This is a genomic window from Sphingopyxis sp. 10G20-10, from assembly GCF_057365075.1.
In genome coordinates, this window is sequence record NZ_CP195117.1 from 502,751 (window position 1) to 516,651 (window position 13,901).

At 60.8% G+C, this 13,901-nt stretch carries 14 protein-coding genes; 12 read left to right on the forward strand and 2 right to left on the reverse strand.

Annotated features, from left to right (window positions below; genetic code table 11):
• Positions 1-85: 85 nt before the first annotated feature.
• The 4 genes from ACR3XE_RS02460 (at position 86) to ACR3XE_RS02475 (ending at position 3,974) form a co-directional block, all read left to right on the forward strand.
• Complete coding sequence (locus tag ACR3XE_RS02460) at positions 86-1,267, forward strand: acyl-CoA dehydrogenase family protein (RefSeq protein WP_473699165.1); 1,182 nt, start codon at positions 86-88, stop codon at positions 1,265-1,267.
• A 1-nt stretch (position 1,268) separates the two neighbouring features.
• A complete protein-coding gene (locus tag ACR3XE_RS02465) occupies positions 1,269-2,387 on the forward strand; it encodes an acyl-CoA dehydrogenase family protein (RefSeq protein ID WP_473699164.1) in 1,119 nt (372 codons plus the stop codon).
• 153 nt (positions 2,388-2,540) lie between these two features.
• Positions 2,541-3,344, forward strand: coding sequence for an SDR family oxidoreductase (locus ACR3XE_RS02470; RefSeq protein ID WP_473699163.1), 804 nt, complete (start codon positions 2,541-2,543; stop codon positions 3,342-3,344).
• A gap of 102 nt (positions 3,345-3,446) precedes the next feature.
• On the forward strand, positions 3,447-3,974 hold the full coding sequence (locus tag ACR3XE_RS02475; protein WP_473699162.1) for a hypothetical protein: 528 nt from the start codon (positions 3,447-3,449) through the stop codon (positions 3,972-3,974).
• Between the two features lie 9 nt (positions 3,975-3,983).
• Here the strand turns inward: ACR3XE_RS02475 and ppc are convergent, their stop codons facing one another.
• Positions 3,984-6,662 (reverse strand): phosphoenolpyruvate carboxylase, encoded by a 2,679-nt coding sequence (gene ppc / locus ACR3XE_RS02480; protein ID WP_473699161.1) that lies wholly within the window; start codon positions 6,660-6,662, stop codon positions 3,984-3,986.
• A 137-nt stretch (positions 6,663-6,799) separates the two neighbouring features.
• Here ppc and ACR3XE_RS02485 point away from each other — a divergent pair, with 137 nt between their 5' ends.
• Positions 6,800-7,564, forward strand: coding sequence for a COG4705 family protein (locus tag ACR3XE_RS02485; RefSeq protein WP_473699160.1), 765 nt, complete (start codon positions 6,800-6,802; stop codon positions 7,562-7,564).
• Between the two features lie 13 nt (positions 7,565-7,577).
• Here the strand turns inward: ACR3XE_RS02485 and ACR3XE_RS02490 are convergent, their stop codons facing one another.
• Positions 7,578-8,144: an HNH endonuclease gene (locus ACR3XE_RS02490; RefSeq protein WP_486185888.1), complete on the reverse strand. Its 567-nt coding sequence runs from the start codon at positions 8,142-8,144 to the stop codon at positions 7,578-7,580.
• Positions 8,145-8,331: 187 nt separating this feature from the next.
• Here ACR3XE_RS02490 and gluQRS point away from each other — a divergent pair, with 187 nt between their 5' ends.
• The 7 genes from gluQRS to ACR3XE_RS02525 all read left to right on the forward strand — a co-directional run bounded on the left by gluQRS (position 8,332) and on the right by ACR3XE_RS02525 (position 13,900).
• Positions 8,332-9,192: a tRNA glutamyl-Q(34) synthetase GluQRS gene (gene gluQRS / locus ACR3XE_RS02495; RefSeq protein ID WP_473699159.1), complete on the forward strand. Its 861-nt coding sequence runs from the start codon at positions 8,332-8,334 to the stop codon at positions 9,190-9,192.
• A 9-nt stretch (positions 9,193-9,201) separates the two neighbouring features.
• Positions 9,202-9,426: an HIG1 domain-containing protein gene (locus ACR3XE_RS02500; RefSeq protein WP_473699158.1), complete on the forward strand. Its 225-nt coding sequence runs from the start codon at positions 9,202-9,204 to the stop codon at positions 9,424-9,426.
• Positions 9,427-9,448: 22 nt separating this feature from the next.
• A complete protein-coding gene (locus ACR3XE_RS02505) occupies positions 9,449-10,030 on the forward strand; it encodes a cob(I)yrinic acid a,c-diamide adenosyltransferase (RefSeq protein ID WP_486185889.1) in 582 nt (193 codons plus the stop codon).
• A 92-nt stretch (positions 10,031-10,122) separates the two neighbouring features.
• A complete protein-coding gene (gene egtB, locus ACR3XE_RS02510) occupies positions 10,123-11,397 on the forward strand; it encodes an ergothioneine biosynthesis protein EgtB (RefSeq protein ID WP_473699157.1) in 1,275 nt (424 codons plus the stop codon).
• Position 11,398: 1 nt separating this feature from the next.
• Positions 11,399-12,385, forward strand: a complete 987-nt coding sequence (egtD, locus tag ACR3XE_RS02515) for an L-histidine N(alpha)-methyltransferase (RefSeq protein WP_473699156.1) — start codon at positions 11,399-11,401, stop codon at positions 12,383-12,385.
• A 97-nt stretch (positions 12,386-12,482) separates the two neighbouring features.
• The gene (locus ACR3XE_RS02520) at positions 12,483-13,352 is read left to right on the forward strand and encodes a 3-hydroxyacyl-CoA dehydrogenase NAD-binding domain-containing protein (protein ID WP_473699155.1); all 870 of its coding nucleotides are present in this window, start codon (positions 12,483-12,485) and stop codon (positions 13,350-13,352) included.
• A 53-nt stretch (positions 13,353-13,405) separates the two neighbouring features.
• Positions 13,406-13,900 (forward strand): hypothetical protein, encoded by a 495-nt coding sequence (locus ACR3XE_RS02525; RefSeq protein WP_473699154.1) that lies wholly within the window; start codon positions 13,406-13,408, stop codon positions 13,898-13,900.
• Position 13,901: the final 1 nt, after the last annotated feature.

Consider the following 13,901-nt stretch of genomic DNA (forward strand, 5'->3'; position numbering starts at 1 on the left):
AGCGGAAGGCGGAACGCTCAAAGTTGACGCTTGCGTAAACCTGTCCAACGGTCCTAGGTTCGCGCCATAAAAGAGGAGCCTAAATATGAGCGATCTGGACGCTTTCCGCGCCGAAACCCGCGCCTGGCTAGAAGCAAATTGCCCCGCCGAAATGCGCGAACCGATCCGCGACGAGGATGATATCTGTTGGGGTGGACGCCATTGGGTTTTCAAAAATGACGCCCAGAAACAATGGCTCGAGGCGTGCGTCGCCAAGGGCTATACGGTTCCCGATTGGCCCAAGGCTTATGGCGGTGCCGGACTGTCGGCTGAACAGGCCAAGGTCCTCAAGCAGGAAATGGCGCGAATCAAAGCGCGCTCGCCGCTCAACAGCTTTGGCATCTGGATGCTCGGCCCCGCATTGCTCAAATTCGGAACCGAAGAACAAAAGGTTCATTATCTGGGCCAGATCGCGCGCGGCGAGATTCGCTGGTGCCAAGGCTATAGCGAACCCGGCTCGGGCAGCGACCTTGTCAGCCTACAAACCTTTGGTGCTGACGAAGGCGACCATTGGGTGGTCAACGGATCGAAAATCTGGACCAGTTATGCCGATCAGGCCGACTGGATTTTCTGCCTCGTCCGCACCGACAAGGCGAATAAATATCAGGGTATCACTTTCATGCTGTTCGACATGGAAAGCCCCGGCGTGACGACCAAACCGATCCTGCTCATCAGCGGCAACAGTCCTTTTTGCGAAACTTTCTTTGACGATGTGAAGGTGCCCAAAGACCAGTTCGTCGGTGAAGTGAACCGCGGCTGGGATGTCGCCAAATATCTGCTCGGCCATGAACGCGAAATGATTTCGGGCGGCGGCGCGGGGGGTGACATGATCAGCATCGGCAGCGCTTTTGCCAAGGCGATCGGCCGCAATGACGCGGGCGAGCTGGATGATCCGATCCTGCGCGCCGAAATGGCCGAATTCGACGTCGATGTCTTTGCCTATCGCGCGATGGGCGAGCGGTTCATGGATATGTGGAAAACCGGACGCGCGCATCCTGCGAGCTCGAACATGATGAAATATGTCGGCACCGAACTTAACAAACGCCGTCACGAACTGGTGATGGCGGGCGGTGGCAGCGATGCGCTCGAATGGGATAGCGACGACAGCAAGGGCGGTGCCCGCGCACGTGGCTGGCTGCGCACCAAAGCCAATTCGATCGAAGGCGGGACGAGCGAAGTCATGCTCAACGTCGTCGCCAAACGCATCCTCGACCTTCCGGGAGCCTGATATGCCGCTTTACCACAATGACGACCAGGCGATGCTCAAGGACAGCGTCGCTCCCTTTATGACAGACAAGGCGCCGGTCAAACATCTGCGTCAGCTGCGTGACAGCGCCGACGCCACCGGCTTTTCGCGCGAGCTTTGGGCCGAATTTGGTGAAATGGGCCTGCCCGGCATGCTGGTGCCAGAGGCGCATGGCGGGCTGGGCATGGGTCATACCGAAGCGGGCATCGTGCTCGAAGAAATCGGCCGCAACCTGACCCCCTCGCCCTTTTTGTCGACCAGTGTCGGCGCGGTCGCTGCGCTGGCGAAGGCGGGTGGGACGCAATCCGAGCGCTGGCTGCCGGTCATTGCCGCGGGCAAGGCGATCATCGCGCTCGCCATCGACGAGAGTAGCAAGCATCGCCCCGACCGCATCGCGACCACCGCGACGCGCAGCGGCAACGGCTTTCGCCTCGACGGGAAAAAATGCTTCGTGCTGCACGGCCATGTCGCCGACATGAGCATCGTGGCCGCCAAGACCGAGGGCGGGCTGACGTTGTTCGCGGTGCCGCAAGATGCCAAGGGCCTGACCGCTGACCCGCGCCGCCTTGTCGATTCCAGCCTTGCCAGCATTATGACATTCGACGGGGTCGAGGTTGATGCCGATGCCGTGATTGGTGAACTGGATCAGGGGCAGGAACTGCTCGACACGCTGCTTGCCGCCACGCGCACCGGCGCCTCGGCAGAGCTGGTCGGTGTGGGGCAGGGCGCGATGGACATGACCGTCACCTACCTCAAGGAACGCAAACAGTTCGGCAAGCTGATCGGTGAATTTCAGGCGCTGCAACATCGCGCCGCGCACCTTTATGGTGAGTTGGAAGTCGCACGCGCGACGGTGATGAAGGCGCAGCAATTGCTTGATGAAGGCAATGACGGAGCCAAGCTGATGGTCTCGGTTGCGAAAGCCAAAGCCAGCCGCGTCGCCAATCTGGCGGTGCGCGAAGGCGTGCAAATGCACGGCGGAATCGGCATGACCGACGAATATGACATCGGCCTTTATATGAAACGCGATCGTGCGCTCGCCGAATATATGGGCGACGCCCATTTTCATATTGATGCCGTGGCACGGATGAACGGGTATTAAATTTTCTTATCCCCTCCATCTTTAGGGGAGGGGCCGTGAGGCTTGGCAGCTTGCTGCCTAGCCGCAGCGGGGTGGGCCGATGACCCAGCCCTGACTCGCAAACCCCACCCCCAACCCATCCCCTGAAGGGGAGGGATTAGAAGGACAAAGCCCATGAATCTCAAAGACCTTTTCTCCCTCGATGGCCGCGTCGCGCTGGTGACCGGCGGATCGCGCGGTATCGGCGCGATGATCGTCGAAGGCTATCTCGCCGCGGGCTGCGCGCGCGTTTATATTTCGGCGCGGAAAGTGGCACAGGTTGATGCGGCGGTTGCCGATTTCGACAGCCGCTATCCGGGCAAGGTCATCGGCCTGCCGTTCGACTTGTCGACCGTCGACGGCTGCCGCGCGCTCGCCGCAGAAATCGGCAAGCGCGAGGACAAGCTCGACATTCTCGTCAACAATGCCGGTTCGGCATGGGGCGAGCCGTTTGAAACCTTCCCCGAAGCGGGCTGGGACAAGGTGATGGACCTCAATGTTAAATCGCCCTTTTTCCTGACCCAAGCCTTGCACAATCTGCTCAAGGCGGGTGGCGCGGGCGACCATCCAGCGAAGGTCATCAACATTGGTTCGATCGACGGGATGCGGCTCAATCCGTGGGAAACTTATAGCTATCATGCGTCGAAAGCGGCGATATTGTGGCTCACCAAACGGATGGCGGCGCGGCTTGTCAGCGACAACATCATCGCCACAGCTATCGCGCCGGGCGCCTTCCAGTCGGAGATGAACAAGGCCGCGCGCGACCATGGCGATGCCGTCGCACACTCAATTCCGACCAAGCGGATCGGGGTGCCCGAAGATATGGCAGGCGCCGCCATCTTCCTTGCGTCAAAGGCGGGCGATTATGTTGTCGGTGAGACGCTGACCGTCGATGGCGGATTGGCCCATGCCGATGTGCGGACCAGCATCGACGCGTGATTTTCTCGCCTGACGGGGGAGCGGGCCGCTGCGGAAACCCTCAACAATTGACTCCTCATCTCCTTGGTGTATTATTGATATAACTCACCAAGGAGATTTGCGATGAGCCGTTCGATTCTGATCCTGCCGCTGATGCTACTCGCCGCCTGCGGACAGCATGACAGCAATAAAGATAAGCAAGACACGACCGAAGTTGTTATCAACGCCAAAGGTGATGATGGCGGTAAAGTCCGCATCACGTCGGGCAAAGATGGCGGAAAATTCACCCTCGACGGAGACGGGGTGAACATCAGCTTTGACCTCCCCGATTTTGCCAAGGTCAGCATCGACAGCGATTTCGATATCGACGGCGTCAAACTCTATCCGGGAAGCCATGTCACCAACGTCAACGTCGACGCCAATGGCAAGAAAGATAAGGAAAAAGCGACCGTGCGCTTCGGCTTCACTTCGCCCGCGACGGCGTCCACCGCCGCCGACTGGATGGCCGCCGAGTTTGCCAAAAAAGACATGAAGGTATCGCGGTCGGGCGATGTGCTGACCGGCACCGACAAGGATGGCGATCATTTCACGATCACATTCACCCCCGATGGCAAGGCGACCAAGGGGGAAGTCCTGATGATTTCGACCTAGCTAGGAAGCCTAACCGCTGTTGCGTAGCGCGGTTGCGATGGCGTTGATGGTCAGCTGGATTCCTTCGGCGATGCGCGGGTCGGTTTCGCCCGTACGATGGCGCTTCATCAGCTCGATCTGCAACAGATTGAGCGGCTCGACATAGGGCAGCCGCAAGCGGATCGACGCTTCGAGCGCGGGATTCTTGTCCAACAACCGGCTCTGTCCGGTAATTTCCAACAAGCCGTCATGGGCGCGTTTCCAGCCGTCGGTGATGCGATCAAAGATTGCGGCATGACCGTCGACACCCTTGGCCAACGCAGCATAACGCGCCGCGATTCCCATGTCCGATTTTGCCAGAACCATTTCCATATTGCCCAGCAAAGCGTGGAAAAAGGGCCAGCTTTGCGCCATATCGCGCAGCATCGCCTGGTCCTTGAAGGCGGAAAATCCCTCGCCGGTGCCATACCAACCGGGCAACATGACCCGTGCCTGTGACCAGCTGAACACCCAGGGGATGGCGCGCAAATCCTCTATTGCGCCGCTTTTGGTCCGGCTCGACGGGCGCGACCCGATTTTCAACGTCGCAATCTCCGCGATGGGGGTCATCGCGCGAAAGAAATCCTTGAACCCCGGTGTGTCATACACCAGCCCGCGATAGGCGGCGAAGGCGCTGTCAGACACTTGATCCATCGCCGCCGTGAATCGCGCGGCGTCTTTGTCGCCCAATGTTTCTGGTTCTAGACTCGCGAGCAGGCTGGCCGATACCATCGCTTCCAAATTGGTCGCGGCGCTGGCCTGCGTCCCATATTTGGCGGCGATGACTTCGCCCTGTTCGGTGATGCGGATGCGCCCCTGCACGGTTCCGGCAGGTTGTGCGCGGATCGCGTCAAAGGCGCTGCCGCCGCCGCGCCCGACCGCGCCGCCGCGTCCGTGGAACAACTGCATGGCGCAATCTGCCGTCTCAAAGACAGGAGTCAGCGCCGCCGAGCTTTGATGCAATCCCCAGGTCGAGGTCAGATAGCCGCCATCCTTGTTCGAATCCGAATAGCCGATCATCACTTCCTGATGTCCGCGCGCCGCAATCTGCGGGGCGATTTCGGGCATGGCGAAATAGCGCGCCATGATGGCGGGGGCCTTGTCCAGATCGGCGATGGTTTCAAACAATGGCACCACCATCAAATTTGTCGCTTCGCCGGTTTCATCGCTGCGCCACAGCCCGCCTTCGCGTGCCAGCACATGCACCTCCAGCAAGTCGGACACGCTTTGCGCCATGCTGATGATCCATTGGCAAATCGCCTTGGGGCCAAGTCGCGCGCGGATATCCGCCGCGGCATGGATGATGGCGAGCTCACCCGCCGTCTCTTCGCTCCATTCATGCCAGCCCGCCGCAAGCGGACGGTCATGGGCCAGTTCGGCGGTGAGCAGCGCAATGCGCGCCTCCTCGTCGAGCGCGAGATAATCGGGGCAGACGCCTGCAACCTTGAGCAATTCGGCGAGCACCCGTTCGTGCACCGCGCTATTTTGCCGCATGTCGAGGGTCGCAAGATGAAAGCCGAATATCTCGACCGTGCGGATCAGACGCCCGAGAGCGCCGATGCCACCCAACTGGCCTTCGCCGCTTGCCGACAAGCCGCTCGCCAATGTCACCAAATCGCGGCGAAACTCGCCGGGGGTTTGATAGGCGGTGCCGGGCAGCTTGGACGCGCGCGGCGGGGCGTGGCCTGTAATCCGCGCATAGGTGGCGGCGAGCCGGGCATAGAGGCCTGACAAGGCGCGACGATAGGGTTCGTCGCTGCGGCTCGGCGCATCGTCGCCGCTGGCATCGGCGAGCGCCTGAACCGCGTCGGTCACTGGCGCAAGGTCAGAGGAAACCGACAGTTCCGCGCCCAGTTTGTGGACGGCGCCGCAATAATGTTCGAGCACCGCAGCGGCATTGCGACCGGTGGCAAAGGTCATCGTGTCGGCGGTGACAAAGGGGTTGCCGTCGCGATCGCCGCCGATCCAGCTACCGATCCGCAGGAAGGACGCGGGGCGCTGCCCCAGCTCGGCTTCCCAACGCGCGAACAGCTTGGGCAGGACGGGCAGGAATATGTCGCGCAAATAGGTCAGCGCATTATCGATCTCGTCGGCGACAAACAGCTTTTCGGTGCGCAGGGGCCGCGTCTGCCACAACAGCACGATCTGCCGCCGGATGGCGTCTTCGATGATGTCGCCTTCGGGGGTTTCATCGCTGCCGCCGTCGCGCAGTTCCATCAGTTCGGCAATGCGCGCCTTATGATCGAGCATCGACTTGCGCCGCACCTCGGTTGGGTGGGCGGTGAGAACGGGGGCGATCAGCGCGGCATCGAGCAATTGCGCCACCGCGTCGGCATCGATGCCATCGGATTTCAGCTTGGCTATGGCGGCGGCGATGGTTGCTTCCGGTTCTGCCGCGACGCCTTGTCGATCTTCGGCCAGATTGGCGAGCATCGAAAACAGCATGAAGCCGCGGACAAAGGCGATGGTGTCGTCGAGGCTGAGCGCGTCGAGACCGGGGTCGATTGCGCCGGCCCCGACCACACCGCGATGGCGGTCGACGCTGGCCGAGCGGATATACTCGGTCTGACGAAATAATTTCTCGCCGCCATAGGCGCGGATGACATCGCCAAGGATGCGCCCCAGATAGCGGATGTCGGGATTTTGCGAGATTTGAATCGGTGGGCCCATGCGAAGCATGCTGCACCGCAACAGAAGCGTGGTCAAGCAGCGGTTTGGCGCATAGCTATGCGGATTGGGCCATGTGGTATCGTCATAGGAAGACGGAGCCAGCCTTGCTGGCTATCACTTTCTTCGGAGACAAAATTTTGAATCAGACTCTATCGGCCACCGTCAGCAAAGTCCCCGCTGTCACCCTTGGTTTCTGGATCATCAAAATATTGGCGACGACGCTGGGTGAAACCGGCGGCGATAGCGTCAGCATGACGATGAATCTGGGCTATCTGGTCGGCACCGCCATTTTCCTGGCCGCGCTTGTCGTCTTGGTGGCGTGGCAGATTACGGCGCAGCGATTCAACCCATGGCTCTATTGGGCAACGATCATCGCCTCGACGACGGCGGGAACAACGATGGCCGATTTTGCCACGCGATCGATCGGGATCGGCTATCCGGGCGGTTCCTTGCTTTTGTTCGCGATGGTGATGACCAGTCTGGCGCTGTGGAAATCGGTGCTGGGCACGGTGTCGGTCGATAGTGTCTCCACGCCCAAGGCAGAGATTTTTTACTGGGCGACGATCACCTTTTCACAAACGCTCGGTACCGCGCTGGGGGACTGGACGGCCGATCTGCCCGGCATGGGCTATCTGGCCGCGGCGGGGATTTTCGCGGGCGCTCTGACGGTGACATGGGCGCTGTATCGCTGGACCAGCACCAGCCATGTTGTGTTGTTCTGGGCCGCCTTCATCCTCACCCGACCGTTGGGCGCGACGGTGGGCGACTTCCTCGACAAGCCTCTCGCCAGCGGCGGCCTCGACCTCAGCCGTCCGGTCGCGACGCTGGTGCTGGGTGTGGTGATTATCGCTTTGATCGCGCTGTTGCCGCAACGCGCCGGTGGCCATCCGCAACGCACCTAATGTCTAGGTGGCATTAGGCCTCCAGTTCGACATCCCAGTACAGCCAGTCGATCCAGCTGTCGTGTAAATGTCCGGGCGGAAAGGCGCGGCCATGATCCTGCAGCTGCCATGTCGTTGGGCGCCACGGCTGGCGATAAAGCGGCATATGCGCCTGTTTGGGCGTCCGGCCCCCCTTTTTGAGATTGCAGGGCGCGCAGGCTGTGGAAACATTTTCCCAGCTTGTCCGCCCGCCCAGTCGCCGTGGTACGACATGGTCAAAGGTCAGATCCTTGCCCGACCCGCAATATTGGCAGACGAATTTATCACGCAAAAACAGGTTGAACCGCGTGAAGGCGGGGTGTTGTGACGGTTTGACATATTGGCGCAGCGCGATGACGCTGGGGATCGGCATGGTGCGCGTCGGCGAATGAATCTCGCGCGCATAATTTTCGATGATGGTCACACGATCGAGGAATACCGCCTTGACCGCTGTTTGCCATGGCCACAAACTCAACGGATAATAGCTGAGCGGCGTATAGTCGGCATTGAGCACCAACGCTGGGCAGGAGTCGGGATGCCGGGCAAGATCGGGATGAAACATAAAAGTCTGGCGCTGCCCCTAACTGTCTTTGGTGCGCCCCGGGATCGCCACTCCACAGGGTGCTGTGTTGACGGCTATAGTATTTGCGCGCTCAGAATCTGACGTCAAGACTTTTCCGATTACTATTTCAATATATGGTGGATTCTGATGCACATAACCACTGAATATGGCTTGGAAAGGGGTTAATATGGGCCTTATTCTGACGCGTTTCGCCCCCAGTCCGACGGGGTTGTTGCATCTTGGCCACGCCTATAGCGCTGTGCTGGCGCATGTCGCAGCGCGCGATGCGGGCGGTCAGTTTCTTCTCCGCATCGACGATATCGACGGCAGCCGGTCGCGGGTCGAATATGAAAGCGCGGCCTTTGCGGACCTCGACTGGCTGGGGCTCGACTGGCATCGCCCTGCGGTTCGCCAAACGGAGCGGCTGGGTGATTATTCCGCCGCGCTGGACCGGCTGCGCGACCGCGGCCTTGTCTATCCCTGCTTTTGCACACGCGCCGATATTGCCGCCAGCCTGGCCGCGCCGCATGGCCCGACGGGTGTGCATTATCCGGGCACATGTCGCGGCATGGGCGCCGATATTCGCGACCGCCGTCTTGCCGATGAACCGCATTGCTGGCGGATCGATATGGAACGCGCGGCGGCGCTTGGCGGGGATTTATATTGGGAAGAGGCGGGGCAGGGGCGACGCCTTGCCGATCCGCGCGCGCATGGCGATGTCGTGCTGGCGCGCAAGGATGCTCCCGCCAGCTATCATCTCGCCAGCACGCTCGACGATGCGGCGATGCAGGTGACGCATGTTGTGCGCGGTGCCGATCTGATCGCCTCGACCGACGTCCACCGCTTGTTGCAGGCGTTGTTGGGACTGCCGACACCAACCTATGAGCATCATGCGCTGGTCTGCGATGCCAGCGGGCAAAGGCTGGCCAAGCGCGATGCGGCGACGTCGCTTGCGGCGATGCGCGCAACAGGCGTTGATGGCCCCACGCTCGCCGAAAATTTGCGGGTTGCGCGGCTTCCCTCTGGATATTCGCTCAAAATGCCCTAAGTTGCGGTTATGCAGATTTTGCTTCTTTTGGCGGTCGTTGTTGCCGCTGTCCTCGTTCTCGTGTCGCTTGGGCGCGGGCTGTATCATTTCTCGCAAGGGCATAATGCCGCGATGAACGGGACGGTGAAAGAAAATCAGTTGATGCAGAATAAAATGATGATGGCGCGCATCAAATGGCAGGCGATCACCATCATCCTGCTCGTATTGCTCGGCGTATTGGCTGGCGGGCGCTAACCAGCGCTGCGCATAGCCGGCTATGGTCAAGCTCAACAAAATCTACACCCGCACCGGCGATGCCGGCACGACCGGACTGGTCGATGGTTCACGCATTGCCAAATCGGCCCCGTTGATGGCGGCGATTGGCGACGTCGACGAAGCCAATTCGGCGATTGGTGTGGCTGTGGCGGCGCTTGAGTCAGACAGTCCGGCTGCGGCAATGCTGTCACGCATTCAAAATGAGCTGTTCGATCTGGGCGCCGACATTGCGACTCCTGCCGATCCCGCCATTGGTTTTGCCCCCGCCGAAATGGCGCTGCGTATTGTGCAGAGCCAGATCGCAAGGCTCGAGAGCGAAATCGATTCGATGAACGACGGGCTATCCCCGCTCACCAGCTTCATTCTGCCAGGCGGCATAGAGGTTGCGGCGCGGCTTCACCTTGCCCGCGCGATTGTGCGGCGTGCCGAACGTGCGGCAGTGGCGGCGGGTTCCGAACAATCGCTCAACCCGCTCGCGCTGACCTATCTCAATCGTTTGTCGGACCATTTGTTCGTGCTGACGCGCTATCTGAACCTGCAAGCGGGCGGGGACATTTTGTGGCAACCGGGGGCAACGCGCTGACCGGACCGGCCATCGCTTGCCTTCGTTCTTCCTATGTTCTAGACTTGGTTGGCAGTGCGGAACCAGTATGATGACGGGGGATTATCCATAGCATGGCGAGTCTGACCCAACCCATAGTTGCGCCCGAACTGCCAACCGCCGGCATGGGATTGGCCGCGCGCCTTGCCAAGACGCGGCAATTGACGCTCGATTTGGCGGCACCGCTGTCCGATGCGGATGCTAGCGCGCAATCCATGCCCGACGCCTCACCCGCCAAATGGCATCTGGCGCATACATGCTGGTTTTTTGAGACTTTTGTCCTGCGCGATCATGTGCCGGATTATGCGCTGTTCAATGATCGCTACCCCTATTTGTTCAACAGCTATTATGAGGCCGAGGGCGCGCGCCATGCGCGGGCGCAGCGTGGATTGCTGACCCGTCCATCGCTCGATGCAGTGCGCGAATGGCGGGCGCATGTTGATGCGGCGTTGGCCGATCATTGGGACGATCTGTCACCCGCTGCGCTGGCTTTGGTCGAGCTTGGCATTCACCATGAACAACAGCATCAGGAATTGCTGCTCACCGATGTGAAGCATTTGTTCGCGCAAAACCCGCTCGGCCCTGCAGCGTGGCCGTCTGCTGCCGCGCCCTCCGCGGTGGCAAGCGAGCTGGAATGGATGGAGGGTCGTTCAGGTGTTGCCGACATCGGCCATGACGGCGCGGGCTTTGCCTTTGATTGCGAAGGGCCGCGCCATCCCGCAATACTCAGCCCACATGTGCTTGCCAGCCGCACCGTCACCAATGGCGAGTGGCAGCAGTTTATCGCCGACGGCGGCTATCGCACTCCCGCGCTGTGGCTCAGCGATGGCTGGGCCTGGGTACAGGCAGAGGGCATCGCGGCACCCGATTATTGGCGCGACGGGCAATATTTTACGCTGGCCGGCTGGCGGGATATCGACCCCGTCGCCCCCGTCACCCACATCAACTTTTTCGAGGCGGACGCTTTTGCCAGCTGGGCCGGCGCGCGACTGCCGACCGAAGCCGAGTGGGAGGTCGCGGCGTCGGCCTTTGACGCGCACGCGGGGCAACAGCTTGATGTGGCGGGGCCGGTGCAGCCCGAACCTGTCGCAGCCTCAGACCCCGGCCTCCACCACCTGTTCGGCGGCGTGTGGGAATGGACCGGCAGCGCCTATCGCCCATACCCCGGTTTTCGCGCTGCCGCCGGTGCGGTCGGCGAATATAATGGCAAATTCATGAGTGGTCAGTCGGTCCTGCGTGGCGGCAGCTGTGCGACCCCGCGCGGCCATGTGCGGCCCAGCTATCGCAATTTCTTTTACCCCCACCAGCGCTGGCAGTTCACTGGCGTGCGTTTAGCGAAAGACATTTGATATGGCGGTGATCCGCACTCTGCGGCAGGTCGATGCCGATTCCAATGGCGTCGACATTGCCTTTCGCGCTGATGTCCATGCGGGGCTTAGCCAGACGCCCAAGGCGATTCCGGCGCGCTGGTTTTATGATACGACCGGATCGGCCTTGTTTGAGGATATTACGACGCTGCCCGAATATTATCCGACGCGCAGCGAAACCGACCTGTTGACGCGCCATAGCGCTGATCTGGCTGCCGCCATAGGGTCAGGTCGTGCCGTGGTCGAGCTTGGCTCTGGCAGTTCGGCCAAGACGCCGCTGTTACTGCACGCCATCGCGCCCGCCGCCTATGTGCCGGTCGATATTTCGGGGGAATTTTTGCGCGAGAGCGCGGCGGCGCTCGCCGATGAATTTCACGGCCTGCCTATCTATCCGGTCGAGGCCGATTTCACCGGGCGGGTGGAAATGCCCAAGGAAATTACCGACATGCCCAAGCTGGGTTTCTTTCCCGGCAGCACCATCGGCAATATGGTCGCGCGCACGGCGGTCGATCTGTTGCGCAACTGGCGGGAGGCGCTGGGTGCGGGGTCGCAATTACTGATCGGCATCGACCGTATCAAGGATGTCGAAACGCTCGAGCAAGCTTATGACGATCCCGCCGGAGTGACCGCCGCGTTCAACCTCAACCTGCTCGACCGGATCAATGCCGAACTCAGCGGGGATATTCCGGTCGCCGATTTTTCCCATCACGCGGTGTGGGATGATGTCCATGCGCGGATTGAAATGCATCTCGTCGCCAATCGCGCGATGCGTTTCACCGTTGATGGCTGCGACTATATGATGGCGGCAGGTGAATCGATCCATAGCGAGAATAGCCATAAATATGACGTGCGCGGAGCCAGCCTGTTGCTGCGCGCGGGCGGTTGGACGCCGGTGGCGAACTGGGATGATGTTGATCCCGCCTTTGCGCTGGTGCTGGCTGATGCCACGGCGTTCCGCTCTGCCCCTTGACGCGGCGGCGGCTTTTTCCGACTGACGCCGCGAAGGCACTCGCCCGCTTCCACCCTATGGAGGCGTGGGCCTGTGCCGCACCGCAAGAAAAGGACAGATGATGATTTTAGGCGTAATTGGCGCGGGCCAGATGGGTGCAGGCATTGCACAGGTTTCGGCGGGCGCAGGCCATGATGTTCGGCTGTCCGATATCGATCTGGCGCGTGCCGAAGCGGGCAAGGCGGGCATCGCCAAAGCCTTGACGCGCCTCGTCACCAAGGAAAAGATGACGCAGGCCGACGCCGACGCTTTGCTGGCCCGCATTACGCCAGTTGCCGACCATAGCGAATTTGCGCCCTGCGAAATTGTCATCGAGGCTGCAACCGAGCGCGAAGAAATCAAGCGCAGCATCTTTGCCAGCGTCGGCCGGCATCTGTCGGACACCGCCATTCTCGCCAGCAACACCAGTTCGATCCCTATCACGCGGCTGGCGCAGGCCGCGCCCGACCCGGCGCGCTTTATCGGGGTGCATTTCTTTAACCCGGTTCCGGTGATGGGGCTGATCGAGCTGATTCGCGGGCTTGCGACCAGCGATGCAACATTGAAGGCCGTCGAAGCCTTCGGACGCGGGCTGGGCAAAGAAATAGTCCATGCCAATGACGCGCCGGGCTTCATAGTCAACCGCGTGCTGATGCCGATGATCAACGAAGCGGTTTTTGCGCTGGGCGAAGGCGTCGCAACGATGCAGGACATTGATGCAGGGTGCCGCCTCGGACTCAATCATCCGATGGGACCGATCACGCTGGCCGACTTTATCGGGCTCGACACCTGCCTTGAAATCATCCGCGTGCTTCAGGCTGGAACAGGCGACCCCAAATTCCGCCCCGCCCCCTTGCTCGTCCAATATGTCGAGGCGGGGTGGGTCGGCAAAAAGGCCGGACGCGGCTTTTATGACTGGACCGGACCGGAGCCGGTTCCGACGCGCTGAGCGCAATGGACGGCTGATTGCGCTGGCTGCCTTTTGGTGCGATAAATGGCGCTATGAAGTCCGGCAAAATCCTGTTCACCCTGTCCGCCGCCTGCTTGTTGTCGGTGCCCGCCGCCTATGCGCAAAAGGGATCGCCGGAAGAGGACAACACGGCCAAGGATGTTGGCGATACCGTCACAGAGCCTTTTGACGGCAAGGAAGTTCCGGCCAAATTATTGGCGATTCAGGACAATGCCTATTCGCTGAGCGGGATGCGGAAGTGCGCTGCGATCCAGCAAGAGATACGCGAACTCAACGATGTGCTCGGCCCCGATGTTAACGAACAGGCCGACAAAAGCCGCGCGAAAAAGCGCGAAGAAACGGCGGGCCGCGTCGCCGGATCGGTCGCCGGTTCGTTCATCCCCTTCAAGGGACTGATCGGGGAGATTACCGGCGCCAATGCCGAGCGGCGGCGCTATGCTATGGCGGTTTATGCCGGAACGGTACGGCGCGGCTTTTTGAAAGGCGTCGGGTTGCAGCGCGGATGCAAAGCACCCGCACGACCCTGAC

What these genes read in the sequence shown, in the direction of transcription:
- ACR3XE_RS02460 (WP_473699165.1), top strand. Translation starts at nt 86, where the DNA reads ATGAGCGATCTGGACGCTTTCCGCGCCGAAACCCGCGCCTGGCTAGAA.
- ACR3XE_RS02465 (WP_473699164.1), top strand. Translation starts at nt 1,269, where the DNA reads ATGCCGCTTTACCACAATGACGACCAGGCGATGCTCAAGGACAGCGTC.
- ACR3XE_RS02470 (WP_473699163.1), top strand. Translation starts at nt 2,541, where the DNA reads ATGAATCTCAAAGACCTTTTCTCCCTCGATGGCCGCGTCGCGCTGGTG.
- ACR3XE_RS02475 (WP_473699162.1), top strand. Translation starts at nt 3,447, where the DNA reads ATGAGCCGTTCGATTCTGATCCTGCCGCTGATGCTACTCGCCGCCTGC.
- ppc (WP_473699161.1), bottom strand. Translation starts at nt 6,662, where the DNA reads ATGGGCCCACCGATTCAAATCTCGCAAAATCCCGACATCCGCTATCTG.
- ACR3XE_RS02490 (WP_486185888.1), bottom strand. Translation starts at nt 8,144, where the DNA reads ATGTTTCATCCCGATCTTGCCCGGCATCCCGACTCCTGCCCAGCGTTG.
- gluQRS (WP_473699159.1), top strand. Translation starts at nt 8,332, where the DNA reads ATGGGCCTTATTCTGACGCGTTTCGCCCCCAGTCCGACGGGGTTGTTG.
- ACR3XE_RS02500 (WP_473699158.1), top strand. Translation starts at nt 9,202, where the DNA reads ATGCAGATTTTGCTTCTTTTGGCGGTCGTTGTTGCCGCTGTCCTCGTT.
- ACR3XE_RS02505 (WP_486185889.1), top strand. Translation starts at nt 9,449, where the DNA reads ATGGTCAAGCTCAACAAAATCTACACCCGCACCGGCGATGCCGGCACG.
- egtB (WP_473699157.1), top strand. Translation starts at nt 10,123, where the DNA reads ATGGCGAGTCTGACCCAACCCATAGTTGCGCCCGAACTGCCAACCGCC.
- egtD (WP_473699156.1), top strand. Translation starts at nt 11,399, where the DNA reads ATGGCGGTGATCCGCACTCTGCGGCAGGTCGATGCCGATTCCAATGGC.
- ACR3XE_RS02520 (WP_473699155.1), top strand. Translation starts at nt 12,483, where the DNA reads ATGATGATTTTAGGCGTAATTGGCGCGGGCCAGATGGGTGCAGGCATT.
- ACR3XE_RS02525 (WP_473699154.1), top strand. Translation starts at nt 13,406, where the DNA reads ATGAAGTCCGGCAAAATCCTGTTCACCCTGTCCGCCGCCTGCTTGTTG.